Origin of the sequence: Phyllobacterium sp. 0TCS1.6A (genome assembly GCF_026420825.1) — a bacterium.
In the GTDB taxonomy this organism is placed as follows: Bacteria; Pseudomonadota; Alphaproteobacteria; order Rhizobiales; family Rhizobiaceae; genus Phyllobacterium.
Map to the genome: position 1 here is coordinate 2,954 of NZ_JAPMAB010000016.1, position 26,887 is coordinate 29,840.

General features: G+C 63.2%; 19 protein-coding genes. 9 read left to right on the forward strand and 10 right to left on the reverse strand.

Going from position 1 to position 26,887, the window contains the following annotated elements:
- Positions 1-434: 434 nt before the first annotated feature.
- Entirely contained in the window at positions 435-1,136 is a 702-nt protein-coding gene (locus OSJ75_RS22725; protein WP_267229655.1) for a glutathione S-transferase family protein, read from the reverse strand.
- 359 nt (positions 1,137-1,495) lie between these two features.
- Between OSJ75_RS22725 and OSJ75_RS22730 the strand changes: the two genes are divergently transcribed.
- Together OSJ75_RS22730 and OSJ75_RS22735 are read left to right on the forward strand one after the other, a co-directional pair.
- Positions 1,496-1,660 (forward strand): hypothetical protein, encoded by a 165-nt coding sequence (locus tag OSJ75_RS22730; protein WP_250014585.1) that lies wholly within the window; start codon positions 1,496-1,498, stop codon positions 1,658-1,660.
- 101 nt (positions 1,661-1,761) lie between these two features.
- On the forward strand, positions 1,762-3,270 hold the full coding sequence (locus tag OSJ75_RS22735) for an AMP nucleosidase (RefSeq protein ID WP_250014586.1): 1,509 nt from the start codon (positions 1,762-1,764) through the stop codon (positions 3,268-3,270).
- 27 nt (positions 3,271-3,297) lie between these two features.
- Here OSJ75_RS22735 and OSJ75_RS22740 read toward each other — a convergent pair whose 3' ends face one another.
- The gene (locus OSJ75_RS22740) at positions 3,298-4,065 is read right to left on the reverse strand and encodes a VOC family protein (RefSeq protein WP_267229656.1); all 768 of its coding nucleotides are present in this window, start codon (positions 4,063-4,065) and stop codon (positions 3,298-3,300) included.
- A 74-nt stretch (positions 4,066-4,139) separates the two neighbouring features.
- On the opposite strand from OSJ75_RS22740, the gene OSJ75_RS22745 reads away from it, so the two are divergent.
- On the forward strand, positions 4,140-4,586 hold the full coding sequence (locus OSJ75_RS22745; RefSeq protein WP_267229657.1) for a MarR family winged helix-turn-helix transcriptional regulator: 447 nt from the start codon (positions 4,140-4,142) through the stop codon (positions 4,584-4,586).
- 116 nt (positions 4,587-4,702) lie between these two features.
- A complete protein-coding gene (locus OSJ75_RS22750) occupies positions 4,703-5,743 on the forward strand; it encodes an endonuclease/exonuclease/phosphatase family protein (RefSeq protein ID WP_267229658.1) in 1,041 nt (346 codons plus the stop codon).
- Positions 5,744-5,766: 23 nt separating this feature from the next.
- On the opposite strand, the gene OSJ75_RS22755 is transcribed toward OSJ75_RS22750, so the two are convergent.
- Positions 5,767-7,434, reverse strand: coding sequence for an electron transfer flavoprotein-ubiquinone oxidoreductase (locus OSJ75_RS22755; RefSeq protein WP_267229659.1), 1,668 nt, complete (start codon positions 7,432-7,434; stop codon positions 5,767-5,769).
- A gap of 246 nt (positions 7,435-7,680) precedes the next feature.
- Between OSJ75_RS22755 and OSJ75_RS22760 the strand changes: the two genes are divergently transcribed.
- The 3 genes from OSJ75_RS22760 to OSJ75_RS22770 all read left to right on the forward strand — a co-directional run bounded on the left by OSJ75_RS22760 (position 7,681) and on the right by OSJ75_RS22770 (position 10,527).
- Positions 7,681-8,280, forward strand: coding sequence for a hypothetical protein (locus OSJ75_RS22760; RefSeq protein ID WP_250014591.1), 600 nt, complete (start codon positions 7,681-7,683; stop codon positions 8,278-8,280).
- A gap of 52 nt (positions 8,281-8,332) precedes the next feature.
- The gene (locus OSJ75_RS22765; RefSeq protein WP_267229660.1) at positions 8,333-9,184 is read left to right on the forward strand and encodes a uracil-DNA glycosylase; all 852 of its coding nucleotides are present in this window, start codon (positions 8,333-8,335) and stop codon (positions 9,182-9,184) included.
- A 98-nt stretch (positions 9,185-9,282) separates the two neighbouring features.
- On the forward strand, positions 9,283-10,527 hold the full coding sequence (locus tag OSJ75_RS22770) for an MFS transporter (protein WP_267229661.1): 1,245 nt from the start codon (positions 9,283-9,285) through the stop codon (positions 10,525-10,527).
- 13 nt (positions 10,528-10,540) lie between these two features.
- Here OSJ75_RS22770 and OSJ75_RS22775 read toward each other — a convergent pair whose 3' ends face one another.
- Positions 10,541-11,455, reverse strand: a complete 915-nt coding sequence (locus OSJ75_RS22775) for a DMT family transporter (protein WP_250015409.1) — start codon at positions 11,453-11,455, stop codon at positions 10,541-10,543.
- 276 nt (positions 11,456-11,731) lie between these two features.
- Here OSJ75_RS22775 and pepN point away from each other — a divergent pair, with 276 nt between their 5' ends.
- Together pepN and OSJ75_RS22785 are read left to right on the forward strand one after the other, a co-directional pair.
- Positions 11,732-14,377, forward strand: coding sequence for an aminopeptidase N (gene pepN / locus OSJ75_RS22780; RefSeq protein ID WP_267229662.1), 2,646 nt, complete (start codon positions 11,732-11,734; stop codon positions 14,375-14,377).
- Between the two features lie 240 nt (positions 14,378-14,617).
- The gene (locus OSJ75_RS22785) at positions 14,618-16,942 is read left to right on the forward strand and encodes a PAS domain-containing sensor histidine kinase (protein ID WP_267229663.1); all 2,325 of its coding nucleotides are present in this window, start codon (positions 14,618-14,620) and stop codon (positions 16,940-16,942) included.
- Between the two features lie 12 nt (positions 16,943-16,954).
- Here OSJ75_RS22785 and OSJ75_RS22790 read toward each other — a convergent pair whose 3' ends face one another.
- From OSJ75_RS22790 to OSJ75_RS22815, 6 genes are all read right to left on the reverse strand, one after another.
- The gene (locus OSJ75_RS22790; protein WP_267229664.1) at positions 16,955-19,948 is read right to left on the reverse strand and encodes a bifunctional [glutamine synthetase] adenylyltransferase/[glutamine synthetase]-adenylyl-L-tyrosine phosphorylase; all 2,994 of its coding nucleotides are present in this window, start codon (positions 19,946-19,948) and stop codon (positions 16,955-16,957) included.
- Positions 19,945-21,345, reverse strand: a complete 1,401-nt coding sequence (locus OSJ75_RS22795) for a sensor histidine kinase (RefSeq protein WP_267229665.1) — start codon at positions 21,343-21,345, stop codon at positions 19,945-19,947. The genes OSJ75_RS22790 and OSJ75_RS22795 overlap by 4 nt, the downstream gene beginning before the upstream one ends.
- The gene (locus OSJ75_RS22800; RefSeq protein ID WP_250014602.1) at positions 21,342-22,034 is read right to left on the reverse strand and encodes a response regulator transcription factor; all 693 of its coding nucleotides are present in this window, start codon (positions 22,032-22,034) and stop codon (positions 21,342-21,344) included. The genes OSJ75_RS22795 and OSJ75_RS22800 overlap by 4 nt, the downstream gene beginning before the upstream one ends.
- 175 nt (positions 22,035-22,209) lie before the next feature.
- Entirely contained in the window at positions 22,210-23,742 is a 1,533-nt protein-coding gene (locus tag OSJ75_RS22805; protein WP_267229666.1) for a Do family serine endopeptidase, read from the reverse strand.
- A 489-nt stretch (positions 23,743-24,231) separates the two neighbouring features.
- The gene (locus OSJ75_RS22810; protein WP_267229667.1) at positions 24,232-24,873 is read right to left on the reverse strand and encodes an invasion associated locus B family protein; all 642 of its coding nucleotides are present in this window, start codon (positions 24,871-24,873) and stop codon (positions 24,232-24,234) included.
- 139 nt (positions 24,874-25,012) lie between these two features.
- Positions 25,013-26,887: YadA-like family protein (locus OSJ75_RS22815; RefSeq protein ID WP_267229668.1), on the reverse strand; the 1,875-nt coding region annotated here is incomplete at its 5' end.

Sequence of the window (26,887 nt, forward strand, 5' to 3'; positions counted from 1 at the left end):
CCTACGTTTGTGCAGTCCCTTTTTTGAGCGCTGCAAAAAGCATCGTGCGTGCTTCGACAGGCTCAGCATGAGGGGATTGATTTGATGGCGGTAAGGTTGGGAGCTTGGGTCTGCCCCTTGCAGAACTAGAGCTCTGCAAAACTCTACTCTCCCTCATGCTGAGCTTGTCGAAGCACGCAGCGACATTGTTGCAATCCTTCTTTGGCAGCATCACCACAGCGCGTCCATCGTGATTTGGCGGGCCTTGTCTGCTGAATGCTCACCAGGCTCGGGACGAGGGAAATTCGGGCGTTGCAGGGCAGGAGTGCCGCCAGATCAACTCCCCCGCCGCGGAGGATTGCAGCGCTCCAACCAACCCCGGCTGGCAACCCCGCTGGCCGACCCGGTTGGCCGACCGAGCCCACCAACCAGCCCAGCCACCACTCCCCCGCGGCCTACCGCGCGCGCTGGTTGAACAGGATCTTCTGCGCCTCCTTGTCGTCGGCGAGGTTGCGGCGCTCCTCCTTGCCCAGCGCCAGTCCGCGCTGCACGGCAGGCCGTGCGCCGATTGCCTCGAACCAGTGCTTCAGCCGCGGGAACTCATTGAGGTCCTGGCCCTGGTTCTGGTGCGGCACCACCCAGCCGAAGGCAGCCATGTCGGCGATGGAATAGTCGCCGGCGAGGTAATCGCGCTGTTCGAGCCGGCGGTTCATCACGCCGTAGAGGCGGTTGACCTCATTGGTATAGCGGTCGATGCCGTAGGCGATCCTTTCGGGGGCGTATTGGCGGAAATGATGCGCCTGCCCCGCCATCGGGCCGAGGCCGCCCACCTGCCAGAACAGCCATTCCTCGACGGCAACGCGCTGGCGCTCGTCGTCGGGATAGAACTTGCCGAACTTGCGGCCGAGATATTGCAGGATGGCGCCGGATTCGAAAACCGAGATCGACTCGCCGCCCGGGCCTTCGGGATCGATGATGGCAGGCATGCGATTATTGGGCGCGATCTTCAGGAATGACGGCTCGAACTGCTCGCCCTTGCCTATGTTGACGAGCTTCAGCGTATAGGGAACACCAAGCTCCTCCAGCATGATCGAGATTTTCCACCCATTGGGGGTCGGCCAATAATAGAGTTCGATCGGCTTTGTCTGACTGGTCATGTCCATCTCCGGCTTTTGGTCGCATGAATTGTGGTGGCTAGAATTACGGTGAGTAAAACAGAGATAGGGTGCCGCCCCGGCTTCGCAAGGTCCCAAGCTCCGCAAGGCCCCCGCCAACCCTCGCAAGATCCCGAGCTTCGCAAGGTCCGGAACTTCGAAAGGTCCCGAGCTTCGCAAGGTCCCAAGCTCCGCAAGGTCCCCGCCCACGCAAGGCCGAGGTCCGTCTCTGGCGAGTTCCGCACATCATAGCCAAGTTGAACCGCGGATGAATGGCCGCATCAGCACGGGTTCAGGCTGGGGCTGGCAGGGTGGCAGCAGATTTCACCAACCCGCTTTCATCAAGCTCAGGAACAGGCAAAATGCTCCGGTCGGCCACACACATCTCGCTCCTGTTCCTCAGGGCGCTGCTCTTCTCCTCGATCCTCGTCGGCCCCGTGGCGGCATTCACCGCCAGCTACCAGGCGCGCTCGCCTTCCAATGGCGGCATCGGCCTCGTCCTCCTCGTCAGCCTGCAGCGCGCCTGAACGACAGGCGTTTCAGCAGGGCGACCCTCCAGGGGACGGCTTTGCAAAAGCCGGCATTTCAAGGGCATTTCAACTGTCACCATGACTCACTATATTGAGGCATGGACAAACGAATCGGAACCAGGAAGACGACAATGATCAGCATGCCTGCGGATGCTGATCCCCAGGAATTCACCGACGCCAAGGCCGCGGTGGAGGCGCTCACCGCGCTTTATGAGCGGAACACGCAGTTCCTGCGCGACGCCTTCGACAAGGTGGCGCGGAACCAGGCCCGCGATGCCTCCCATTATCGCGCCTTCTATCCGGAAGTGCGCCTTGCGACGTCGAGCTATGCGCAGATCGATTCGCGCCTCGCCTTCGGCCATGTCTCGGCGCCGGGGATCTATTCGGCGACGATCACCCGCCCCGATCTCTTCGCCAATTATCTGGAGGAGCAGATCCGCCTGCTGATCCGCAATCATGGCGGCCCGGTCACGGTGCAGGAATCGACGACGCCGATTCCCATCCATTTCGCCTTTCTCGAAGGCACGCATGTGGAGGCCTCCGTCGCCGATGCGTTCCTGCTGCCGCTGCGCGATCTTTTCGACGTGCCGGACCTGGCGGCGACGGACGACCGCATCGTCAATGGCGAATATGAGGTCGACGATGCCGACAGCATCATGCCGCTTTCGCCCTTCACCGCGCAGCGGGTCGATTATTCGCTGCACCGCCTCGCCCATTATACGGCGACGCGCCCGAGCCATTTCCAGAATTACGTGCTCTTCACCAATTACCAGTTCTATATCGACGAGTTCTGCGTGCTGGCGCGCGAATTGATGGCTTCGGGTGGCGGCGGTTATGAGCGCTTCATCGAGCCGGGCAATCTCGTCACCGAGGCGGGCGCGAAGGCGCCGAGCTCCGGCGTGCCGATCGGCAGGCTGCCGCAGATGCCGGCCTACCACCTGATGCGCGAGGATGGCTCCGGCATCACCATGGTCAATATCGGCGTCGGCCCCTCCAATGCCAAGACCATCACCGACCATATCGCCGTGCTGCGCCCGCATGCCTGGCTGATGCTCGGCCATTGCGCCGGACTGCGGAACACGCAGGCGCTCGGCGATTATGTCCTCGCCCATGCCTATGTGCGCGAGGATCACGTTCTCGACGACGATCTGCCGGTATGGGTGCCCATTCCCGCGCTGGCGGAGGTGCAGGTGGCGCTCGAACAGGCGGTGGCCGAAATCACCGGGCTCGAAGGCTATGATCTCAAGCGCATCATGCGCACGGGAACGGTTGCGACTATCGATAACCGCAACTGGGAGCTGCGCGACCAGCGCGGCCCGGTGAAGCGCCTGTCGCAATCGCGGGCGATCGCTCTCGACATGGAATCGGCGACGATCGCCGCCAATGGTTTCCGCTTCCGCGTGCCCTATGGCACGCTGCTCTGCGTGTCGGACAAGCCGCTGCACGGCGAATTGAAGCTGCCGGGCATGGCGACGGAATTCTACAAGCGCCAGGTGGCCCAGCACCTGCAGATCGGCATTCGCGCCCTGGAGAAGCTGGCGGCGATGCCGCCGGAGCGGTTGCATTCACGCAAGCTGCGCAGCTTCTACGAGATGGCGTTCCAGTAGGCTTCCGGCCCAATCCCGCGTGCCAGCTCAGTCTCGCGTACCCACCAGGCCGAACCAGGCATTTTGCGGGTCCCGCCCCTGCGCTACCCATTGGCCGCCCGGCACTTCGTCGGGACCGGAGGCGATGGTGCCGCCCTTCTCCCTCACCCGCTCCAGCGCGGCGTCGATATTGCCGACATTGATATAATAGCGCCATTTGTCGGCATTTTCATTGCTGGGGCCATCCATCATGCCGCCGACGGGAAAATCGCCGCCGGTGCGGAACATGTGGTAGCTGCCCATCGGCCCGGCATCGATGGTCTCGTCCTTCGACCAGCCGAACAGGCCTGAATAAAAGGCAAACGCCTTGTCCCAATTGCTCGGCTGCAAATCGTGCCAGCCGATGGTGCCGGGCGTGAGCGGCGCGGGATAATCGCCGCGATCCGCGCGCGAAGGCTCGAACAGCTGGAACGAAGCGCCGTTGGGATCGGCCACGATGGCGAAGCGTCCGGTATCGGGAATGTCCATCGGCTCCATATGGACCGTGCCGCCGGCCTGCCTCAACCGTTCGACATGGCCGTCGAGATCCTCGACCATGATATGACCCGACCACATGGGCGGCACCCCGTCCATCTGCGCGTCAGCCGTCGACATCGCCCCGGCTACCGGAATATCGTTCACGGTCAGCAGCGTATATCTGACATGGGGATTGCCCGAATCCTGCGCGCCCCACCCCACCACATGGCTGTAGAAATCGATGGCGTTCCCGGGATCGCTGGTCAGAAGTTCGTACCAGATAAAGCTGCCCGTCTGCATCGTCTTGTCCTCCCGCAATGACCGGCGCGGCGCCGGTTGACAATTTACGTTGATATCAACATACTAATCCAGCCATGTCAAAGCCGATTTCCATTCCCTATGAAACGACGATCCATGTTCGCGATCATTGCATGTGCCTTGCGGTACAGCGGGCAGCCCGCGCGCTGGCGCGGATGTTCGACGATGCCCTGCGGCCGCATGACCTGACCAATGGGCAATTTTCGCTGCTGATGTCGCTCAACCGGCCGGTGCCGCCCAATCTCACATCGGTCGCCTCGCTTCTCGCCATGGACCGCACCACATTGACCGCTGCGTTGAAGCCGCTCGAGCGCCGGGGGTTGGTCAGCGTCGCCGCCGACCCGAAGGACAGGCGCGGGCGGCTGCTGACGCTGACGCCCGAAGGGCTCGCCGTTCTGTCGAGAGCCCTGCCCGTATGGACGAAGGCGCATGGCGAGCTTGAGCAGGTGCTGACGCCGGGCGAGATGTCCCGGCTCTGCGGCGATATGAGGAAGATTCTCTGAGCGGCCGCGATGGCCCGCCCCGGTCGCGATCTGGGTGGCCGCCCCATGGCGCAGCGCTGCTGCGGCGGCGCATGAAGTTCTTGATTGCGTCGCAATTGCCGGTTTAATGCCGGGACATGAAAAACAAATCGCGATCGTGGCTGGCCCTCGCGGCTGTCGTCATACCGGTGCTGATATCGGTTCCGCTGGTGTTCGGCTTCTTCGGCGCGGTGCATCCCGCCTTCGACTCCTTCGCGCAGTTCCGGCTGCATCTGGCAGTGCTCATGGCCGTCTGCGCCCTGCCGGCGCTGTTCCTCGGCCTTTGGCGCGAAGGGCTGATGGCGATCGCCTTCGCGGCGACGGCGCTCGGCAGCGTCTTCATCCATACCGGCGCCGCCGGCGCGGCGGCAAAGGCCGAAGAAAATGCCGGCCAAAACAGTGGCCAAAACAGTGGCCAAAATAGTGGATTGGCCGAATACAAGCTGCTGCAGCTCAATCTGCGCTATGACAATAGCGGCCACGCGGACGTATTCCGCCTGATTGCGCGCGTATCGCCCGATGTGATCACGCTGGAGGAGGTTTCGGCGGAATGGCGGCCGAAGCTCGCGGCGATAGAGGGGCGCTACCCCTATCATTTCTATTGCCCCAACCGCAGCCGTATCGGCGGCGCGGCCGTGCTGTCGCGCCGGCCCTTCGCGCTCGGCTCGACGCCGCTCTGCGTCGATAGTCTGGTCGCCCTCGCCCGCGTCGATTTCGGCGGCTACAGCGCCACCATCGGCGCGCTCCATCTCGATTGGCCGTGGCCCTTCGCGCAGGACTGGAACGTCGCGGAAGTGCGGCCCTACCTGGAAAAGCTGCAGGGTCCGCTCATCATAGCCGGTGATTTCAATGCCGCACCGTGGACCGAAACCCTGAAGAACATCATGCTTGCCAGCCGCACGCGGCATGTGGACGGGCTGCGCCCGAGCTGGCTGGTCAATGGAGCGCTGGCCCGTTTCGCGCCATGGGTTGGCCTGCCGCTCGACCATGTGCTGGTTTCAGACCGCATCGTCGAGCCAAGGGTGGAGACGCTGGAAGCAGTGGGTTCGGACCATCTGCCGCTGCTGCTGCGCTTTTCCATCGCGCCGGGCGACGCCGATCCCGGCCCGGACCAGCAGACCGTGATGCTGCAGCGATAGTCCGGTTACATATCGGCGCAGACTTACATGTTCGTATAGACAGGCCCCTCGCCGCCCTGCGGCGGCACCCAATTGATATTCTGGTTGGGGTCCTTGATGTCGCAGGTCTTGCAGTGCACGCAGTTCTGCGCGTTGATGACGAATTTCGGCCCGTTGCCTTCCTCGATCCATTCATAGACGCCCGCCGGGCAGTAACGCGCCGAAGGCCCGGCGAACACATCATGTTCCGAGGTCTTCTGCAGCGCCATGTCCTTGACGATCAGGTGGACGGGCTCATTCTCCTCATGATTGGTATTGGAGAGGAAAACCGAGGATAGCCGGTCGAAGGTGAGCACGCCGTCCGCCTTCGGATAGGCAATCGGCTTGTGCTTGCTGGCCGGCTCGAGCGAGGCCGCATCGGTCTTGCCATGCTTCCACGTGCCGAAGGGCGACCAGCCGCCGAAGATCGTGTTCAGCCACATGTCGAGGCCGCCCAGCACCACGCCGCCGATCGTGCCGAGACGCGACCACATCGGCTTCACATTGCGCACGCGCTTCAGGTCCTTGCCGATCTCGCTGCTGCGCCAGGCATCCTCATAGGCGGCAAGCTCGTCATTCGCCCTGCCATCGGCCAGCGCCTGCGCCACATGTTCAGCCGCCAGCATGCCGGAGAGCATGGCATTGTGCGAACCCTTGATACGCGGGACATTGACGAAGCCGGCGGAACAGCCAAGCAGCGCGCCGCCGGGGAAGGAGAGCTTCGGCACGGATTGCCAGCCGCCTTCGGTGATGGCACGCGCGCCGTAGGAAAGCCGCTTGCCGCCCTCGAACGTGCCGCGGATCGCCGGATGCGTCTTGAAGCGCTGGAATTCCTCGAAGGGCGAAAGATAGGGGTTCTTGTAGTTGAGGTGCATGACGAAGCCGACGGCAACGGTATTGTCCTCCAGATGGTAGAGGAACGAGCCGCCGCCGGTCTTCATGTCGAGCGGCCAGCCGAAGGAATGCTGGACCAACCCGAGCTGGTGCCTGGAGGGATCGACCTGCCACAATTCCTTGATGCCGATGCCGAACTTGGCGGGTTCCTTGCCCTCGTCGAGCTTGAAGCGCGCGATCAGCTGCTTTGCCAGCGAGCCGCGGGCGCCTTCCGCGATCAGCGTATATTTGCCGAGAAGCTCCATGCCGCGCGTATAGGCCGGGCCGTGCGAGCCGTCCTTCTCGATGCCCATGTCGCCCGTCGCAACGCCGATGACGGCGCCATTGTCGTCGTAAAGCACCTCGGTTGCCGCAAATCCGGGATAGATCTCGACGCCGAGCTCTTCGGCCTTGGTCGCCAGCCAGCGGCATACATTGCCGAGGGAGACGATGTAATTGCCATGATTGTTCATCAGCGGCGGCATGGCGAAATTCGGCAGCCGCACCGAACCCGCGGGGCCGAGAACCAGGAAATGATCGGCGGTTACCGGCGTCTTGAAGGGATGGCCCTCCTCCTCGCGCCAGCCGGGCAGCAGCTTGTCGATGCCGACCGGATCGACGACCGCACCGGAAAGGATATGCGCGCCGACCTCGCCGCCCTTTTCGAGCACCACGACGGAAAGCTCGGGATTGACCTGCTTGAGCCTGATCGCGGCAGCCAGGCCCGAAGGTCCTCCACCGACGATGACGACATCAAACTCCATGCTCTCGCGCTCTGGAAGTTCAACCGTCTCACTCATGCAATCCTCCTGCCTAAATTCCCTCATGCGCAAAGCGCGATCGTTTTTTCGATTTCTAGCGCAACAATAAAGGTTTACTACCCTCTGTCGCCGCATCCATATGCGGCCAATTGCCCCCATAGCACGACGCTCCGCGCATTTTATCCTTACTTATACGTAAACGTCAATATTCTGCAGCCGGCTTGTGATTTGCCTGGAGGCTGGATTTCGGCATAATCATCCATTGTGTCTCTTTGTGGAGGCCGCATGAAGCCATCGCTTCCGATTGGCGCGGGACTGTTGCTGTTCTGCCTTTGCCTGCTTTACGGGCCTCGCAGCCTTGCGCAGGAGGAAAAGCTTTGGACAGCGGGGCGCTACAGCTTTTCCGACGAGATGGGCGGTTTCACCATAAGGGGCATCAGCGGCCGCGGCACGGAGGACGATCCCATCGTGCTCGTGCAGGAGTTCAATGCGGCATCGCCGGTCCTGCTCGTCATCCGCACCGAAAGCACCGCCCTGCGCGATCCGGCCGACGATATCGGCATATTGTTCTATCTGCGGGTCGAGGCGATCAATGGCGGCGGCCATCCCTGGGTGGAGTTCGCCTTCGAATTGCAGGAGCAGCTCAACCTGCCCAGCGATTATGGCGACGGCCTCTCGTTCTACCAGCCCGGCCACAAGGTGGATTCGATCAAATCCGACGGTTTCAGGACCTTCAAGGACGATTTCGAGCCCTATGACCGCATGATCTTCACCGATGGCGTCACCAATCCGGCGCAAAGCACCAGCTTCGTCTTCCCCATCGCCGACTTTACCCCGAAGCGCATGTTTTATCTGGTGCAGGACCCGCGCATTCCTTCTTCGTGACCTTGCATTAGGCACGGCAATTTGCGACTTCAGAGAAGAAGAGGTTGGGCCATTGGCGAGCATAAGGGAAATATTGCACTTCTACGCGGAAGCGGGCGTCGATGCCGCGCTGAGCGATATGCCCGTCGATCGCTTCGCCGCGGAGCCGCCGCCGGCGCGCCCGGCGCCCGAACCGCGCGAGATGGCGGCACCGCCTCCGTCCCAGCCGCGCGAGATGCGGGCCGAACGGGCACCTGCACCGGCGCCGACACCGGCTCCGGCTTCCACCCTGAACAAGGCTTCCGTTCCCGACGATGCCAAGATCGCCATGGCGCGCCAGCTTGCCGCCGGCGCGGCGACGCTTGAGGAACTGCACGAGCAACTGGCCGCCTTTGACGGCTGCAACCTGAAATTCACCGCCAAGAACCTCGTCTTCGCCGATGGCAATCCGCAGGCGGCGATCATGTTCGTCGGCGAGGCGCCGGGGCGCGAAGAGGATCTGGAGGGCAAGCCATTCATCGGCCGGTCCGGGCAATTGCTCGACCGCATGTTCGCCGCCATCGGGCTCGACCGGCAGAGCGTCTACATCGCCAATACGATACCCTGGCGACCGCCGGGCAACCGCACGCCGACGCCGCTCGAAACCGAGATCTGCCGGCCGTTCTTCGAGCGCCAGGTGGAACTGGTCAATCCCAAGCTTCTCGTTGCGCTGGGTGGGCCAGCGGCGAAGGCGCTGACCAGTTCGACCGAAGGCATATTGCGCCTGCGCGGCAACTGGAAGCAGCATCTGACCGCATCGGGCCAGCAGATACCGGTGATGCCGACATTGCATCCGGCCTATCTGCTGCGCAATCCGGCGCAGAAGCGCTTCGCCTGGCGGGATTTCGTCAATGTCAAACTGCGGCTGAAGGCGCTGACGGATTGATCTGGCGCAAAATTGGAATGGCGGTGTCGTAAATTCCGGGGTAAAGGCGCCGAACGCCCTGTAAGTTCGGGCTTTATCGGGAATTAGGGCCTCACACCATGCTCCGCCAGCTTCTGCCGATCGCGGCCCTTCTGACCAGCACCTTCCTGATGCTCACGGCGGGCGGCCTTGCCGGCATCCTGCTGCCGCTGCGCGCCGGGATGGAGGGCTGGTCGCCGACGACGATCGGCTGGATGGGCACCGGCTATGCCCTCGCCTTCACCGGCGGCTGCATCATCGTGCCGCGCCTCGTGCGCCGCGTCGGGCATGTGCGGGTATTCGCCGTGCTGCTCACCCTGCTCAGCATGTCCATGCTCATGCACGGCCTCGTCATGAGCCCCCTCGCCTGGACGCTGTTCCGCGCGCTGGCCGGTTTCTCGCTGGCCGGCAGCTACATGGTCATCGAGAGCTGGCTCAATGAACGCGTCACCAATGCGACGCGCGGCATGGTGTTCTCGATCTACATGATCGTTTCGATGGTGGGGCTGCTCGTCGGCCAATATATCCTGCCCTTCGGCAATCCGGCCACGCAGGCGCTGTTCATGATCGGCGCGCTGATCTATGCGGCAGCGCTGGTGCCGACCGGCCTTTCCAACGCGCAATCGCCCCGCCCGCTGACGCAGGTGTCGCTCGACCTGCCCGCCCTCTACGCCCGCTCGCCCGCCGCCATGGTCGGCTCGCTGCTCGCCGGGATCATTGCCGGCGCCTGGAACTTCCTCTCCGCCGTCTATGGCCGCGACATCGGGCTTTCGACATTCGGCATCGCCACCATGATCGCCAGCGCCATGATCGGCGGCGCCATCTTCCAGTATCCCATCGGCCGCATCTCGGATTTCGTCGACAGACGCTATGTCATGGTCGTCGCCGGGCTCGGCGGCGTGCTGCTGTCGCTGATCATGATCTTCTTGCAGCCGACGACGCCATGGCTGGTCTATACGCTGATGTTCGCCTTCGGCACCGTGCTCTTCCCGATCTATTCGCTCAATGTCGCCCATGCCAATGATTTTGCCGAGCCGAGCGAATTCGTGAAGGTTTCGAGCGGATTGCTGATCGTCTACGGCATCGGCAGCATGATCGGACCGCAGATCGCCGGGCGGCTGATGGATTTCTCCGGCCCTTCCGGCTTCTTCCTGACCATGGCGCTCACCTATGCCGCCTATGCCGGATATGCCTTCTGGCGCAGCCTGCGCCGCGCATCGCAGGCGCCGTCGGAGCGGACCGATTTCACCTTCAATGCCCATGACCGGCAGACGCCCGAGACGTTCAACCTGCATCCGCTGAGCGAGCAGCAAGGCGATACGTGACGGCGAAGACGTTCTAGCCCTGCGGTGTCGAGGCCTTCTTGGCGCGGGCCCGCGCCAGCCCCAGCCGGTGCTCGCGATAGATGATGAATATGCCGGCGCCGATGACGATGATCGCGCCCAGCACCATTTCACGCGTCGGCACATCGCCGAACATGAGATAGCCGATGGCGAGGCCGAGCAGCATCGAGGTATATTCGAAGGGCGCGATGGCCGACATGTCCGCATGGCGATAGCTCTCGGTGAGCAATATCTGCGCGACGCCGCCGGCAAGGCCGGCCATGATGAGATAGACCGCCTGCGGCCCGGTCGGCCACACCCATCCGAAAGGAAAGCTGACCAGCGCGATGAAGCTCGAGGCGATGGAGAAATAGACGACGATGGTCGGGGTGCGCTCGGTCTGGACCAGCTTGCGCACCAGCAGCATAGCGATTGCCGCAAGGCCCGCCCCGCCGAGCGTCGCAAGCGCGCCGACGGCCTGGTCGCCGCCGAACTCCGTATCGCCGGTGAAGAAGGACAGGCGCGGCCAGAGGATGATGAGCACGCCCGCAAGGCCGATGGCGACAGCGGTCCAGCGGTAGAGCCGAACCGTCTCCTTGAGGAAGATGGCGCTGCAGACCACCGTCAGGAGCGGCGTCGCATAGCTGATCGCGATGGCTTCCGGCAGCGGCAGCTTGGTCAGGCCGTAGAAGCTCAGCGACATGGCGCTGACCCCGACGAAGCCGCGCCAGAAATGGCTGAAGGGTTCGCTGGTGCGGAAGGCAACCGAGAGTTGCCCCTGCCAGGCGATGAAGACGATGACGGGAAAAATGGCGAAGAAGGAGCGGAAGAACACCAATTGTCCTGCCGGGACGCCATCGGATGCCTTGAGCAGGCTGGACATGCAGACGAAGACGCATACGGAAGCGACCTTGAGCCCGATGCCAAGCATGACATTCGTGCTGCGCAAGCTGCCTGTATTCGTCAGTTCACCGCCCTGCGGGTGAACATTGGTGGACACGGGGGGATTCCTCAAGACCTGGAGCGGCCGCCGCATATGCGCCAGCTGATATATCTTTAGGATGGATCAAGGGCCAGTGCCAGACGAAATCCCGATCAATTTGCATTTTTCCGGCTTACACCGGGTGAAGCATCCGGACATGTATCCTTGATTGTGCCGCCGGAAAAACAGGTTAAGGTGCCGCAACGATAACAAGGACTAGCATTCATGCGTACTGATACCGGCCAGGTTTTCCGACTGGAAGATTACAAGCCAACCGACTTTCTCATTCCCGAGACGCGTCTCGAATTCGTGCTTCATCCCGAGCGCACGATCGTCAAATCCGTGCTGACCGTCGAACGCCGCGAAGGCGCGGCAGCGGATGCGCCGCTGATCCTCGATGGCGACGAGCTCGCGCTGACGGAACTGAAGATAGACGGCACGCCGGCAGGCGATAATTCCTATGTTGCAACGCCCGACAGGCTGGAGATAAGCGGCCTGCCCGCCAGCGGCTCGTTCACGCTGGAAATCGTCACCGAGATCAACCCCACCACCAACCGCCAGCTCTCCGGCCTCTACCGGTCGAGCGACGTCTATTGCACGCAATGCGAGGCGGAAGGCTTTCGCCGCATCACCTATTTCCTCGACCGGCCGGACCTGCTTTCGGTCTATACGGTGCGTATCGAGGCCGACCGCAGCGAAGCGCCCCTGCTGTTGTCGAATGGCAATCCGCAGGAAAGCGGCGACCTCGGCAATGGCCGGCATTTCGCCCTCTGGCACGATCCGCATCCGAAGCCGACCTATCTCTTCGCGCTGGTGGCGGGCGATCTCGGCGTCGTCAAGGACCGCTTCACCACCGCCTCCGGCAGGCCGGTCGATCTCGGCATCTATGTCGAGCATGGCAAGGAAGGCCGCGCGCTCTACGCCATGGACGCGCTGCAACGTTCGATGCGCTGGGACGAGGAGAAGTTCGGCCGCGAATATGATCTCGATGTCTTCAACGTCGTCGCCGTGTCGGATTTCAACATGGGCGCGATGGAGAACAAGGGGCTCAATGTCTTCAACGACAAATATGTGCTGGCGGACCCGGATACGGCGACCGACGCCGATTATGCCGGCATAGAGGCCGTCATCGCCCATGAATATTTCCACAATTGGACAGGAAACAGAATCACTTGCCGCGACTGGTTCCAGCTCTGTCTCAAGGAGGGCCTTACCGTCTATCGCGATCATGAATTCTCCGCCGACATGCGCTCGCGGCCGGTGAAGCGCATCGCCGAGGTGAAGGGCCTGAAGGCGCATCAGTTTCCCGAGGATGCCGGCCCCCTCGCCCATCCCGTGCGCCCGCGCCAGTTCCGCGAGATCAACAATTTCTACACGTCGACGGTCTATGAAAAGGGATCGGAAGTCGTGCGGATGATCCATACGATCCTTGGCGCGGAGCTGTTCCGCAAGGGCATGGACCTCTATTTCGAGCGGCATGACGGCGACGCGGCCACGATCGAGGATTTCATCAAGGTCTTCGAGGATGTGTCCGGCGAGGATCTGGGCCAGTTTGCGCTGTGGTACGATCAGGCGGGTACGCCCAACCTTGCGGTTACCTATGATTACGATGCGGCCAGCAAGGTTTTCGAGATCGAAATCGAACAATCGCAGAAGCCTACGCCGGGGCAGCCATCCAAGAAACCTATGCACATTCCCGTGCAGTTCGGCCTGCTCGGCGCGAAGGGCCGCGAGTTGAAACCGGCCTCGGTAAAGGGCGGAACCGTCAAGGGCGACGTCATCCACCTGCGCAAGCGCAAGGAACGCTTCAGCTTCAGCGGCATTGGCGAGCGGCCGGTGCCGTCCCTGCTGCGCCAGTTCTCGGCGCCGGTGACGATGACGAGCGAATTGACACGCTCCGATCTGGTCTTCCTCGCCCGCCACGATACGGATGAAGTGACGCGCTGGCAGGCGCTGACCCAGCTTCTGACCGCCAAGCTGACCAGCAATTCCAAGCGCATCCGCGGCGGCAAGCCGGCGACGATCGAGACTTCGTCGCTGCGCCTGCTCGGCGAACTCGCCACCAATGACCGGCTGGACATGGCGTTTCGCGCCCTCTGCCTCGCCTTACCCTCCGAGAGCGACATCGCGCGCGAGATCGGCAACAATATCGATCCGGATGCCGTACTCGCGAGCCGCGACGCGATGATCGCCGCCGTGGGCGACGCGCATGCGGACAAGCTCGCCGCGCTTTATTCGGACCTTGGCTATGACGGGCCTTTCAGCCCCGACGCGCAGAATGCCGGCAGGCGCGCCCTGCGCAATGTCATCCTCGACTATCTGAGCGTCGCCGAAAAGGATCCCGGCCGGGCGAAGCGGCAGTTCGGCTCGGCCGACAACATGACGGACCGCGCCGCCGCGCTCAGCGTGCTGGTGCAGCGCTTCGGCGAAAGCAGCGCCGCCGAGGAAGCATTGGTCGTTTTCGAAAAGCGGTTCGGCGACGATGCGCTCGTCATGGACAAATGGTTCATGATCCAGGCCATGCGCCCCGGCGCCGCCGCGCTCGATCACGTTCGCGCCCTGATGAAGCATCGGCTGTTCTCGCTGGACAATCCCAACCGCACCAGGGCGCTCGTCGGCGCATTTTCGAGCGGGAACCAGACCGGCTTCAACCGTGTCGATGGCGAAGGCTACCGCTTTTTCGCGCAGACGATATTGCAGATCGATGGAAGGAACGGCCAGCTTGCGGCCCGCCTGCTCACCGCCATGCGGTCCTGGCGCTCGTTCGAACCGATTCGCCGCGAGCATGCGCGCGAGGCCCTCGCCTCCATTGCAACGGTCGGCGCTTTGTCGGCGGATGTGCGCGATATCGTCGAGCGCACGCTGGCCTGAAGCCGGTCCCGAAGCCTGTCCCGGGCAGGCTGAAGACTGGAATGCCGAGGTGAATTCGAGTCAATTCAATGGCTTGAATCCCTCGGCTCCGAGAGTGATTCAGCCCGCCCAAATCATTGATAAATATTTAACAAAAGCACTAGACACGCAGAATCAGTTTTGATTCACTATGGGTGCTTCGGATGTGCGGCGTGCCGAAGCAAATCACGGGTAAAAGAAGGCTATCGAGGGGGCCAATCAATGGCAAATGCGGACGCGTATCGCGCGCCGACGGGGAAGAATTATGCCGGGATGAGGGCGCAGACGCGCAGCAAACTCTCCGGGCATGTCAAGCTTCTCGCCGACCCAGCCTACAGCAAATTGCTGGCCGCAGAGCCTTATCTGCGCAAAGCCATTCCACCGCTCATCATCGTCTTCCTGCTGGTCCTGGCGCTCGTGCGCTCCATGTCGCTCCTCGCCTGGCGCGACGATACGGAGCGCACCGCGCGGGCGACGCTTTCCATCGCCGCCAGCCATATTGCCAGCGTCATCGACAATCGCACGGCCAGCGGTGAAAAGCTGGATGCCGGCGACCTGCAGAACATCATCGGCCAGATCCGCGCCAATGACCTGATCCCCGACGACATGTGGTTTGCCATTGCAGGCGGCGAGGCCAATATCCTCGCCTCCTCCGAGGGCATGGACCATTGGCGCGACCGCAATCTGGAAACCGCCATCGCCGACGGACAGCCCTTGTTCCTGTTCGGCGAGCGCGCCGGCGCCATGCCGGTGAAGATGGACGGCACGCCCGTGCTCGCCGCCTTCGTCCGCGCCGGCAGCAATGATTATTCCGTCCTCGCCACCCAGCGCGTCGATGCCGTCTTCGCCGATTGGCGCAGGGTCGTCTCGGTCAATGTCACCATGTTCGCCGGCACGGCGGTCATCATGCTGATCGTGCTCTATGCCTATTTCAGCCAGGCGGCGCGGGCGCAGGACGCCGATGCGCTCTACCAGAACACGCAGGCGCGGGTCGATACCGCGCTGGCGCGCGGCCGCTGCGGCCTCTGGGATTGGGACATGGCCCGCGGCCGCGTCTACTGGTCGCGCTCCATGTATGAAATGCTGGGCTATGAGGCCCATGACGCCATCCTCTCGCTCGGCGATATTTCCTCGATCATCCATCCGGATGACGACAAGCTCTATTCGGTGGCCGCCCAGGTCGCCGCCGGCGAAGTGCAGCAGATGGACCGGGTGTTCCGCATGGCGCATGCCGAGGGCCATTGGGTCTGGATGCGGGTGCGCGCGCAGGTGGCCGATGCCGAGGGCACGGACCTGCACCTCGTCGGCGTGGCGGTGGATGTCAGCGAGCAGCACCGTTTCGCCCAGGCCACGGCGCAGGCCGACCAGCGCATCCGCGAGGCCATCGAGAGCATTTCGGAGACATTCGTGCTGTGGGACGCGGATAACCGCCTCGTCATGTCCAACAGCAAGTTCAACGAATATTCTGGCCTTGCCAATGAGTGTCTCCTGCCCGGCATCAGCCGCGACGAACTGGAGCCGCGCATCCGCGCCGTCGCCCTCGAAAAGCGCATGGCCAACGAGAATGGCCGCAATGGTGCGTTGACCTTCGAACGCCAGCTGGCCGATGGCCGCTGGCTGCAGGTCAATGAACGGCGCACGCAGGATGGCGGGCTCGTATCGGTGGGCACGGACATCACGCAGCTGAAAGTGCATGAAGAGCGGCTGGTCGACAGCGAGAGGCGCCTGATGGCGACGATCCACGATCTCAGCCTCGCCCGCAAATCCGAGATCGAGCGCACCCTGGAACTGACCGAGCTCAACAGCAAATATGCCGTCGAAAAAGAGCGTGCAGAAGCCGCCAACCGCGCCAAGTCCGAATTCCTCGCCAACATGTCGCATGAGTTGCGCACGCCGCTCAACGCCATCATCGGCTTCTCCGAGATCATGCATTCGGGAACGTTCGGCGCATTGGGCTCGGATCGCTATGTGGAATATGTCAAGGACATCCACACCAGCGGCAATTACCTGCTCAATGTGATCAACGACATTCTGGACATGTCGAAGATCGAGGCCGGCCATTTCTCGCTGGACCGCGAGGAAATCGACCTCTGCCCGCTGATCCGCGAGACGGTGCGCGTGGTCGCCCTGCAGGCGCAGGCCAAGGAAATCCAGGTCGATACCCGCATCGACGAATGCGTCACGCTCGACGCGGACCGCCGCGCCATCAAGCAGATATTGATCAACCTGCTCTCCAACGCCGTGAAGTTCACCAGCAATGGCGGCAGGATCGCGGTGCGGGCGCGCAAGCTCACCGGCGCGCTCGTGCTGACGATCGAGGATACGGGATGCGGCATTCCGAAATCGGCGCTCAAGAAGATCGGCCAGCCCTTTGAACAGGTCGAGAACCAGTTCACCAAATCGCATGCGGGATCGGGGCTTGGCCTCGCAATATCGCGCTCGCTGGCGCAATTGCATGGCGGCGCGCTGAAAATCCGCTCGACCGAGGGTGTCGGAACCATCGTCTCGGTGCGCATACCGACCATGAAGGCAGAGGACAAGGCCTAGTCGCTCTTCGGATTACCGGGCCTTGGCGGACTTGCGGGATTTCTTCAATAGAAGGTCGAACAGCTTGCGCACCCGCTGCGACGTCTCGGTGATGTGCGCTTCCACCCGCGCGAGGTCCGGCAGGTCGCAGGCGCGGCACAGCAGTTCCTCGAGCCCCGGCGGAAAATCCTCGCGCCTCACATCGCCGTTCAGACACAGCCGGATGAGTTGCGTGATCGACGTATAGAGACCGGCGGCTTCGACGAGCTCCGATACGGTCGCGGCGTCGGCCAGCGAATTGTCGATCCGCGCCAGCACCTCCGCCGTCGATTGCGCCGTGACGGAACCGGATGTAGCACCGGTCAGCACCGCGAACTGGGCGATGAATTCGAGGTCGATGATGCCGCCGGCGATGAGTTTCAAATCCCATCCATCGCGCGGCGCCTTCTCCTTCTCCAGGAGATCGCGCATCTCCAGCACGTCCTTGGCGATCTTTGCCGGATCGCGCGGCAGCGCCAATATCTCGGCGACATCGGTTTCGATCTCGCCGGCGAATTCGGCATCGCCCGCCACCGGCCGGCCGCGGCTGAGCGCCATATGCTCCCAGGTCCATGCCTCCGAGCGCTGGTATTTGCGGAAGGCTTCGATATGCGTTGCCACCGGCCCCTTGTTGCCCGACGGGCGCAGGCGGAAATCGACCTCGTAGAGCACGCCTTCGGCGGTGGGCGCCGACAGGGCGGCAATGAGGCGCTGCGTCAGGCGCATGTGATATTGCGACGGGGCGAGCGGCTTGTCGCCGTCGGATTCCTCGGCCTCCGGGTCATGATCGTAGAGCAGGATGAGATCGACATCGGAGCCCGCCGTCAGCTCGCGGCTGCCGAGCTTGCCCATGCCGAGTATGGCAATGCGGCCGCCGGAGATCCGACCATGCTTGCTGACGAATTCGGCGATGACGGCCTGAAGCGCACTGTCGATGACGAGATCGGCGAGATCGGAGAAAGCCTTGCCGGCGCGGGCCCCGTCGATCGCCCCGGTCAGCAGGCGAATGCCGATGAGGAACCGATGCTCGGCCGCGAATATCCGCAGCCGGTCGAGAATATCCTCATAGACGCGGGATGGACCGAGAAAGCTTTCCAGCCGCTCCGCCAGATAGGCGCGCGTCGGGATGCTGGAAAAGATCGCCGGGTCCAGCATGCCGTCGAATATATGGGGCTTGCGCGTGATGATGTCCGCCAGCCGCGGCGCCGCGCCCATGATCAGCACCAGAAGGTCGAGCAGGCGCGGATTGGATTGCAGCAGGCTGAAAAGCTGGATGCCGGCGGGCAGCCCCTTGATCATCTCGTCAAAACGCATCAGCGCTTCATCGGCCTGGCTCGTCGCGCCGAAGGCCTTCAGCAGCACCGGCGTCAGCTCGGTCAACCGCTCGCGCGACTCCGCCGACTGGGTGGCGCGATAGCGGCCGAAATGCCAGGTGCGGATGACGCGGCAGATGTCGCTCGGCCGCTTGAAGCCGAAATTGGTCAGCGTCTGCAGCGTATCGGGATCGTCCACATCGCCGGTGAAGACCAGATTGCCGGCCTCTCCGGCCAGGTCCTGCGCCTGTTCGAACAGCGCCGCGTAGTGGATTTCCACCTGCTTCAGCGTCTCGCGAAAATCGGCGGCAAAGGTCTCGCCATCGCCATAGCCCATCATGTGCGCGACGCGCAGGAACGCCTCGTCATCCTCCGGCAGCGTGTGCGTCTGCTCGTCGGCGATCATCTGGATGCGGTGCTCGACATCGCGCAGATAGAAATAGCATTTCGACAGCGTGTCCCTCGCCTCTTCGTTGATCCAGCCCAGTCCCTGCAATTCGCCGAGCATGGCAACCGTACCCGAGCCGCGCAATTGCGGAAAGCGGCCGCCGGCGATGAGTTGCTGCGTCTGCACGAAGAACTCGATCTCGCGAATGCCGCCGCGCCCGAGCTTCACATTGTGGCCGCGCACGGCGATCTCGCCATGGCCCTTATGCGCATGAATCTGCCGCTTGATCGAATGGACATCGGCGATCGCCGCATAGTCGAGATATTTGCGCCAGACATAGGGCGCAAGCTCGGCCAGGAACTGCTTGCCCGCCGCGATATCGCCGGCCACGGGCCGCGCCTTGATCATCGCGGCGCGCTCCCAGTTCTGCCCCCGCCCCTCATAATAATTGAGGGCGGCGCTGACGGGTATCGCCAGCGGCGTGGAACCCGGATCGGGCCGCAGCCGCAGGTCCGTGCGGAACACATAGCCATCGGCGGTCCGGTCCTGCAGGATGCGCACGAGGCGGCGGGTCAGCCGCGAAAAGACATCGACGCATTCATAGGGGTCGTCGATGGCGGGGCTGCGCTCGTCGATGAACATGATCAGGTCGATATCGGAGGAATAATTCAGCTCGAACGCGCCGAACTTGCCCATTGCCAGCACGATCCAGCCGGAATCCCGGTCCGGATGGGCGGGATCGGGAAGTTTCAGCTTTCCCGCCGCATGGGCATCGCTCAACAGAAAGCGTATCGCGGCGCCCACCGCCGCCTCGGCCAGTCGCGACAGCCAGAGCGTCGTCTCCTGCGTCGAGAAGATGTCGGAAAGATCGCCGAGCGCAACGAGGACATGCACCTCCTGCTTCAGGAGGCGCAGCGCCGTCATCAGCCTGGCCTCGGTGATCTCTTCGGCCTGCCAGATGGCTTCGATTTCATCGACGAGCTGCTGCAGCCGCTCCGCCAGCGAGGCATCGGCCAGCGGCGCGACGATTGCCGGCCGGCGCAGCAGCACGTCGCGCAGATAGGGCGAGAGGTCGAGCACGGCCGCCAGAAACTTGCCCGCTAACTCGCCCGCTGACTCGCCCGCTTCTGGCGCGGCAGCGAAACGCTGGCGCAGATCGAGCTCTTTCTCGTCGGCATTGTGCAGAAAATCCGCCCATTGCGCCTCGGCATTGCCGGGATCGAGCGGGAAAAGCGGCTTCAACGCACTCGAAAGAAAGGGTTTACCACCCGTCGCCTGCGGCTTCATTCATTCTCCCCTCCCACGGGAAAGCGCAGCACCGCCCTCAACCCCGGTGCATTGTCCTCAAGTTCCAGGCTGCCACCGTGCAATTTCATGACCGCCTTTGCAAGGCTGAGACCGAGGCCCGAGCCCGGTTGTGAACGGCTCTCCTCCAGGCGCACGAACCTTTCCGTCGCCCGCTCGATCTGGTCCGGCGGTATGCCGGGGCCATTATCCGCGACGGTGAGTTCCACATGGTCCTGCACCCGGGCGATGGACAGTTCGATCTCGCCGGCCACCTCGCCATGGCGGCCATATTTGATCGCATTGTCGACAAGGTTCGAAACCGTCTGTGCCAGCAGTTCGCGATTGGCCTTCACCGGCGTCGCATCGAGCCCGCCCAGGCGCAGCTTGATGCCGGCATCCTCCGCCACGGGCTCATAGAGCTCGAACACGTCCTCGGCGATCGAGGCGAGCGACAGCGGCTGCATCTCTTCGCTGGAATAGCCGGATTCAAGCCGCGATATCATCAGGATGGCGTTGAACGTGCGGATCAGCTGATCGGATTCGCCGATCATGGCTTCCATGGCCGCGCGATAATCCCTGGTGTTCTTCGCGCCCGCCAGCGCCGCCTCGGCCCGGTTGCGCAGCCGCGTCAGCGGCGTCTTCAGATCATGGGCAATATTGTCGGATACGTGCCGCACGCCCTCGTTCAACTCCTGGATGCGCGCCAGCATGCCATTGAGATTGTCGGAGAGGCGGTCGAACTCATCGCCGGAGCCGCTGACGGGCAAGCGGCCGGAAAGGTCGCCGCCCATGATGCGCTGCGAGGCGACCGATACCTGGTCGATGCGATGCAAGGCACGCCGTCCGACAAAGAACCAGATGAGGAAAGCGCCGATGCCCATGATGCCGAGCGCCGCCCCCAATGCGCGGCGCACCACCAGGCGGACCTGTTCCGGCTCGCCCAGATCGCGCCCGACCATCACCCTTATGCCGTTGGGCAGGGCGACGACGCGGGCAATGGCCGTGTGCACCTTGGGATCATTGCCCTCATTGTAGCGCTCATAGGCGAAGGGACGCGTGATGCCGCCATCGGTCTGGAGAATGCCGACCTCGATGCTCTGCACGTTGCCGGCGACGATGCGCCCGGCCGGATCGGCCACGAGATAGAGATAGGCCCCGGGCTGCCTGCCGCGCCGGTCGATCGAGCGCACCAGCCCGGCAATGCCGCCGCGCTGGTAGGACTGGCCGATGCTTTCCATCTCCTCATTGATCGCCGTCTCCGTCTGCGAAGTGAGAAGGCGCACCGAAAGGCTGGTCATGTAGACGACGAGAATAAGCGCGCAGACGGTGAAAAGCAGGAGATAGAGCGCCGACAGCCGCACGGCCGTCATTTTCATCAGCGCGCGAAATCGGTTCATGCAGGCGTTCCGGCGGATGCGGCCTTCAACATGTAGCCGGCGCCGCGCACCGTATGCAGCAGGGGCGTATCGAAGCCCTTTTCGATCTTGCCGCGCAGGCGCGAGACATGCACGTCGATGACATTGGTCTGCGGGTCGAAATGATAGTCCCACACATGTTCGAGCAGCATCGTCCGCGTCACCACCTGGCCGGCATTGCGCATCAGATATTCGAGCAGCCGGAACTCGCGCGGCTGCAGGATGATCGTCTGGCCCGCCCGCTTCGCCGTATGGGACAGCCGGTCAAGCTCCAGGTCGCCGACGCGGTAGACGGTTTCCGCCTCCTTCGGGCTGGAACGCCGCTGCAGGACCTCGATGCGCGCCAGAAGCTCGGAAAATGCGTAGGGCTTGGTCAGGTAATCGTCGCCGCCGGCCCTGAGCCCCGTCACGCGGTCGTCCACCTGGCCGAGGGCGGAAAGGATGAGCACCGGCGTATCATTGCCGCGCGCGCGCAGCGAAGCGACGACGGACAGTCCGTCGCGGCGCGGCAGCATGCGGTCGACGACCATCGCGTCGTAATTGCCCTGCTCGGCAAGGGTAAAGCCGGTCTCGCCATCGCCGGCGATATCCACCGTATGGCCGGCTTCGGCGAAGGCCTTCTCCAGGTAGCGGGCCGCTTCGCGGTCGTCTTCAATGACAAGTATTTTCATCGCTCTAGATTAAACCCGGCTCGATGGAGGAAACCAGAAAAAAACGGGCAGCAGATTTGAAGGGAACCTGCCGCCCTCTTGCAAGGCGCCGCAAACAGGGAACTCAAAGGCGCCGTCGCAATTCATGAAAAGGATCGGAAGGGCGACCTGCGCCGCCCTTCACCGGACGAAGCGATCAGCCCTGGTTGATCGGCAGCGCCACGAAGCGGGACTGGTCCTGCCTCTGCACCTGCAACAGCACGGCCTTGCGCCCGGCCTTGCCTGCCTCGGTTACCGCGGCGTCGATATCGCTGCCGCTCTTGACCGGCCGGTTATTGACCGAAACGATGACGTCGCCGGTGGTGATGCCCTTGTCGGCGGCGTCGCCCTGACGATCGACATCGGTCACGACCACGCCCTGGCCGTCATCGGAAGGCATGACCGTCAGCCCATAATCCTCGAGCGCCGAGGACTTGCCCTCGTCGCCCGGCTTCGGGCTTGCGGCGGCGAGCTGTTCATCGCCGGGGAAAGGCTTGATGTCGACCTTCACGGCCTTTGCCTCGCCCTTCTGCCACACGGTCAGTTCGGCAGTCTGGCCGGCGCTGATCGCTGCAACTTTCTTCGCCAAATCGCGGGAATCGTTCACCTTTTCGCCATTGACGGCGGTTATGACGTCACCGGCGGCAATGCCGGCCTTGGCGGCGGGACCGTCAGGCTGCGGCTCGACCACCAGCGCGCCCTTGTCTTCCGACAGGCCGAGCGATTCGGCGATTTCCTTGCTGACCGGCTGTATCTGCACGCCGATCCAGCCGCGCGATACCGTGCCGGTCTTGATCAACTGATCGACGACATCCTTGGCCGTCTGCGCGGGAATGGCGAAGGCGATGCCGACGCTGCCGCCCGAAGGCGAGAAGATGGCCGTATTGATGCCGACGACCTCGCCGTTGAGGTTGAAGGCGGGACCGCCGGAATTGCCGCGATTGACCGCCGCATCGATCTGCAGGAAATCATCATAGGGACCAGCGCCGATATCGCGGCCGCGGGCCGAGACGATACCGGCAGTCACCGTTCCGCCGAGGCCGAAGGGATTGCCCACCGCGACGACCCATTCGCCGACGCGGACCTTGTTGTCGTCGCCGAAGGCCACATAGGTGAATTTGCGCTTGTCATCGACCTTGAGGACGGCGAGATCCGTGCGCTTGTCCTTGCCGATGAGCTTGGCGTCGAGTTCGGTGCCGTCATCGAGCACGACCGTATAGGCCGAGCCATCCTCGACGACGTGGTTGTTGGTGACGAGATAGCCGTCTTCGGAGATGAAGAAGCCCGAGCCCTGCGCCGCCGGGCGCACGCGGTCCGGCTTGTTGCGCGGCGACTTGCGCGGCTCCATGTCGCGGCGGCCATACTGGTCCGGTCCGCCGAAATCATAGAAGAAGCGCTTGAGCGGATGGTCGTCGGGCAGCTGGTCGAAGCCGGGGAAGCCGCTGCCATTATTCGCCGTTTCCTTGACCGCGCTCTTGACGCGCACGCTGACGACGGCCGGGCTGACCTTTTCGACCACATCGGCAAAGCCGGGCTGCTGGGTGTTGGATTCGACCCGGACAGCCTCGGCCTGGGCCGGTGCGATGGCGCTGAGCGGCCCGGTTGCCAGGAAGCCGCCGACAAGTGCCGAAGACAGAAGCGCGGCGGCGATGCCCCTGCGATAATTCGAAGACTTAGGTTTGTTCGACATTCGAGTGTTCTCCTTGAGCAACGCGATCGACAGAGGATCGTTGTAACAATCGTCATATACTTAGGAAGATTACGCCGCCATTTCCGCAACATGACAAATATTTAAGGTTTGCGCCGCGCCAGCCCCGCAACCGCCCGAATTCATGGCCCTGCCGGGGTCTTCGCGTTTCGATCGCTGTTCGCCGGCCATTCATCACCGTTGGGTTGAGTTTCCGTGCCGAACAGGCCGCCAGCCATGCGTTTGCGCTGCGCCAGGACACTCGTCTTGCACATAGGCGATGACGGCCTGACAGGGTGCAACCTGCCGCCAGACCCCGGACCGGCCCCCGAGCCATATGTTGGACCGGGCTCGGGCCAGACTTGGGTCGGCTCGGGTCGGATATTGGGCCAGATATTGCGTCGGGCTTGGGTCTCGCCATGCTGGCGCAACTGCCGGCCCGTGCGTGCATATTGCATGATGATCCATTCCGGGCGGATGCCGGCACATCGCCTATTTGATCGACGCCAGCGCCTCCTTGAGATCGGCGAGAGGCAGCTGAAGATTGACGTTCTCCGCAGCCAATGGATAGGAGATGCGCGCCGCACCGCCCTTGCCGATCTCCTCGCGCAGTACCGGCCCGACCGGCAGATAGGCAAGGCAGATCGCCTCTGTGCAACCTTGCACCGCCACCATCACCTTTTCCCGGCGCGACGGGAAACCCACCGCGATCTCGCTGCCCGCGCCGACGCCAACCGGCACGCGCATGATCATCATCGGCCGGCCCTTGTCATTCGCGGCCAGCGACCAGCTGAACACCACCTCGTCCGCCGCACCGATGATGGTCTGCGTGATATTGCAGACCTTCTTCATCGCCTTCAGGTCCTCGTCGCAGATCAGGTCCCAATTGCCGAAAGGCTGGATGATGCGGCGGTATGTGCCGGGCACCGCTCCCTCCGGCAGGGCGACATCCGACGGCTTGAGCCTGTAATGCGGCGCCGTGCCCGGCTCCTCGGCGCCGGCTGGCGGGCTGACAAACAGGACCAGGGCAAGCAGGGCCTGAGCAAGCAAGGCCAGGGCAAGCAGCGTCTGAGCAAGCAAGGCCGGGGCAAGCAGGGTCGGGGCAAGCGGCAATATCGGTGCAAACCTCGCCATCTGATCCTTCTCCCATGAGCACGCGCCCCAATCGGGCGCGCCGCCCAGGTTTCGCGTCAAGCGCTCATGCTGAGCGTGACGTCTCCCTTGAGACGTGACGCCCCTTTTAGCACGAAGCCCCCGACTGAGCATGACGCCCCTAATTGAGCGTGATACTCAGGCCGGCGCCGACGCCGACCTGGCCGCCGCTGGTGACGCCGGTGATATTGGCGCGCACCTTGCCAGTCTCGCTCGTATAGCCCGCACCAAAGGCAAAGGCGCTCGCGTCCCGCCATGCGCCGCCGCCCACGGCAACGCTGACCTTGCCCGGCGTTCCGTCGAAGCGCAAGGAAGATGCGGCAAGGCCGATGGCCGCCGCCTGGCGTGCTTCCTTGCGTACCGAGGCAATGTCGGAATTCAACTGCTTGAAACCCTCGCGCAGCTCGGTAACGTCGGAATTCAGTTGCTTGAAGCCCTTGGTCATCGTGCTGCCGATCTCGTCGATCCGGCCGTTGGCCATGTCGATGGCATCGTCCGTATAGGCATTCGCCTTGCTGAGCGTGCTGCTGCCGACCTCGTTCATCCGGCTGTTGGCGGTGTCCATGGCATCATCCGTATAGGTCTTCGCCGTGCTGAGCGCGGTGCTGCCGATCTCGTTCATCCGGCTGTGGGCCGTGTCCACGGCAACATCCGTATAGGCCTTCGCGCTCTTGACCGCGTTGTTGCCGACCTTGTCCATGCTGTTCGTCAGCTCCGTCAGCTTCTCGGCCGGTTCAGCCACGGCATCGACCTTGGCTTTGAGCCCCTTCAACTGCCGCACATTGACGCCATCCGTATCCGCTATGCCATCGCCGAGATTGGCGATGACGACAGGCGCGTTCGGATCGCCGCCCGCCAGCTGGACCTTGTTGGTCTTCTTGCCCTCGATAGCCTCATAGCTCACGCTGCGCTGCTCGAGATCGTCCACCTTCTTCGCCGTCTCCGGGCTGAGACCGGTGCCGACCTGACTGGCGAGCCTCTCGACCTTGTCGTCCACGGTCTTGAGCTGGCCGCCGGTGACGACATCCGAGGAACCCGTCACGACCCGCCCGTCACCCACATTGATGATCGGCTTCAGCCCGGCGCTCGGCGCGGCCTCGACCGGTGGTGTCGCCGCCGGATCCGCTCCCGCGAGCCCCGCTGGCAGCGCGATGCTTTCGGATGGAACCAGCGACGCCGTTTCGGGCCCCATTGCTTCCGGCACCATGTCTGCGGACGCCGGCGCGACTCCCCGGACCTGGGGTTCCGCCACAAGAATCCGTGCTGCCTTCGCCTGCCCTGCCGTCGGCTGGGCTCTCGCCTGATCTTCCGCTACAGCCGGGCCGGCGGCATCATAGGCGTCGCGCTGCCGGTTCAACTGCAGGCTGATTTGCCCCAAATCGCCGACCTTCGATGCCAGATCGCCGAAACGCTTGTCGAAGGCGGTGTCGTTCCGGCTCAACTGGTCAAGCGCATCACCGACATTGCCGTAACGGTGCGACGAGCCGCCCCGGCCGGTGTAGTCGGCAATATCGAAACCGGGCGAAGACACTATTCCATTGACGGTCAAGGCACCGCCGCCGATCGCATCCGCCACGGAATTAACCGATTTATGCATCTGCCGACCATTGATGGCCTCCAGCGATGCCGCATTGATCGCGCCATCGGCGACATTGTCGAGCTTCGTCCCTATTATCGTAATGCCTTCCGCCGAATTGGCCTCCAGCTTCAGCGTCGCGGTTTCAATCTCGCCCTCATCCAGAATTCCGTCGTTGTTCTTGTCGTTCCAGTGATATTTGAGGCTCCGCCTGTCGAGTCCGTGCAGTTGCCTGCCATTGACCGCATCGGTCGATGCCTTGCTGACGTCGCCCTCGGCCACGCCGGAGACGGTGCGCGCCACCTTCTCCACGGCCGGATTGCCGTCCGCATCAAGGGCCCGCTTGCCGTCCGCATCCATCTTGGCGACCTCGCGGGCCATGTCGATCGTTGTCGCCTTCATGTCCTTGCCGAGCTCGAG

Bases quoted from the DNA above. Each gene is read 5' to 3' on its own strand.
- OSJ75_RS22725 (WP_267229655.1), bottom strand. From the start codon at position 1,136: ATGACCAGTCAGACAAAGCCGATCGAACTCTATTATTGGCCGACCCCC.
- OSJ75_RS22730 (WP_250014585.1), top strand. From the start codon at position 1,496: ATGCTCCGGTCGGCCACACACATCTCGCTCCTGTTCCTCAGGGCGCTG.
- OSJ75_RS22735 (WP_250014586.1), top strand. From the start codon at position 1,762: ATGGACAAACGAATCGGAACCAGGAAGACGACAATGATCAGCATGCCT.
- OSJ75_RS22740 (WP_267229656.1), bottom strand. From the start codon at position 4,065: ATGCAGACGGGCAGCTTTATCTGGTACGAACTTCTGACCAGCGATCCC.
- OSJ75_RS22745 (WP_267229657.1), top strand. From the start codon at position 4,140: ATGTCAAAGCCGATTTCCATTCCCTATGAAACGACGATCCATGTTCGC.
- OSJ75_RS22750 (WP_267229658.1), top strand. From the start codon at position 4,703: ATGAAAAACAAATCGCGATCGTGGCTGGCCCTCGCGGCTGTCGTCATA.
- OSJ75_RS22755 (WP_267229659.1), bottom strand. From the start codon at position 7,434: ATGAGTGAGACGGTTGAACTTCCAGAGCGCGAGAGCATGGAGTTTGAT.
- OSJ75_RS22760 (WP_250014591.1), top strand. From the start codon at position 7,681: ATGAAGCCATCGCTTCCGATTGGCGCGGGACTGTTGCTGTTCTGCCTT.
- OSJ75_RS22770 (WP_267229661.1), top strand. From the start codon at position 9,283: ATGCTCCGCCAGCTTCTGCCGATCGCGGCCCTTCTGACCAGCACCTTC.
- OSJ75_RS22775 (WP_250015409.1), bottom strand. From the start codon at position 11,455: ATGCTTGGCATCGGGCTCAAGGTCGCTTCCGTATGCGTCTTCGTCTGC.
- pepN (WP_267229662.1), top strand. From the start codon at position 11,732: ATGCGTACTGATACCGGCCAGGTTTTCCGACTGGAAGATTACAAGCCA.
- OSJ75_RS22785 (WP_267229663.1), top strand. From the start codon at position 14,618: ATGGCAAATGCGGACGCGTATCGCGCGCCGACGGGGAAGAATTATGCC.
- OSJ75_RS22790 (WP_267229664.1), bottom strand. From the start codon at position 19,948: ATGAAGCCGCAGGCGACGGGTGGTAAACCCTTTCTTTCGAGTGCGTTG.
- OSJ75_RS22795 (WP_267229665.1), bottom strand. From the start codon at position 21,345: ATGAACCGATTTCGCGCGCTGATGAAAATGACGGCCGTGCGGCTGTCG.
- OSJ75_RS22800 (WP_250014602.1), bottom strand. From the start codon at position 22,034: ATGAAAATACTTGTCATTGAAGACGACCGCGAAGCGGCCCGCTACCTG.
- OSJ75_RS22805 (WP_267229666.1), bottom strand. From the start codon at position 23,742: ATGTCGAACAAACCTAAGTCTTCGAATTATCGCAGGGGCATCGCCGCC.
- OSJ75_RS22810 (WP_267229667.1), bottom strand. From the start codon at position 24,873: ATGGCGAGGTTTGCACCGATATTGCCGCTTGCCCCGACCCTGCTTGCC.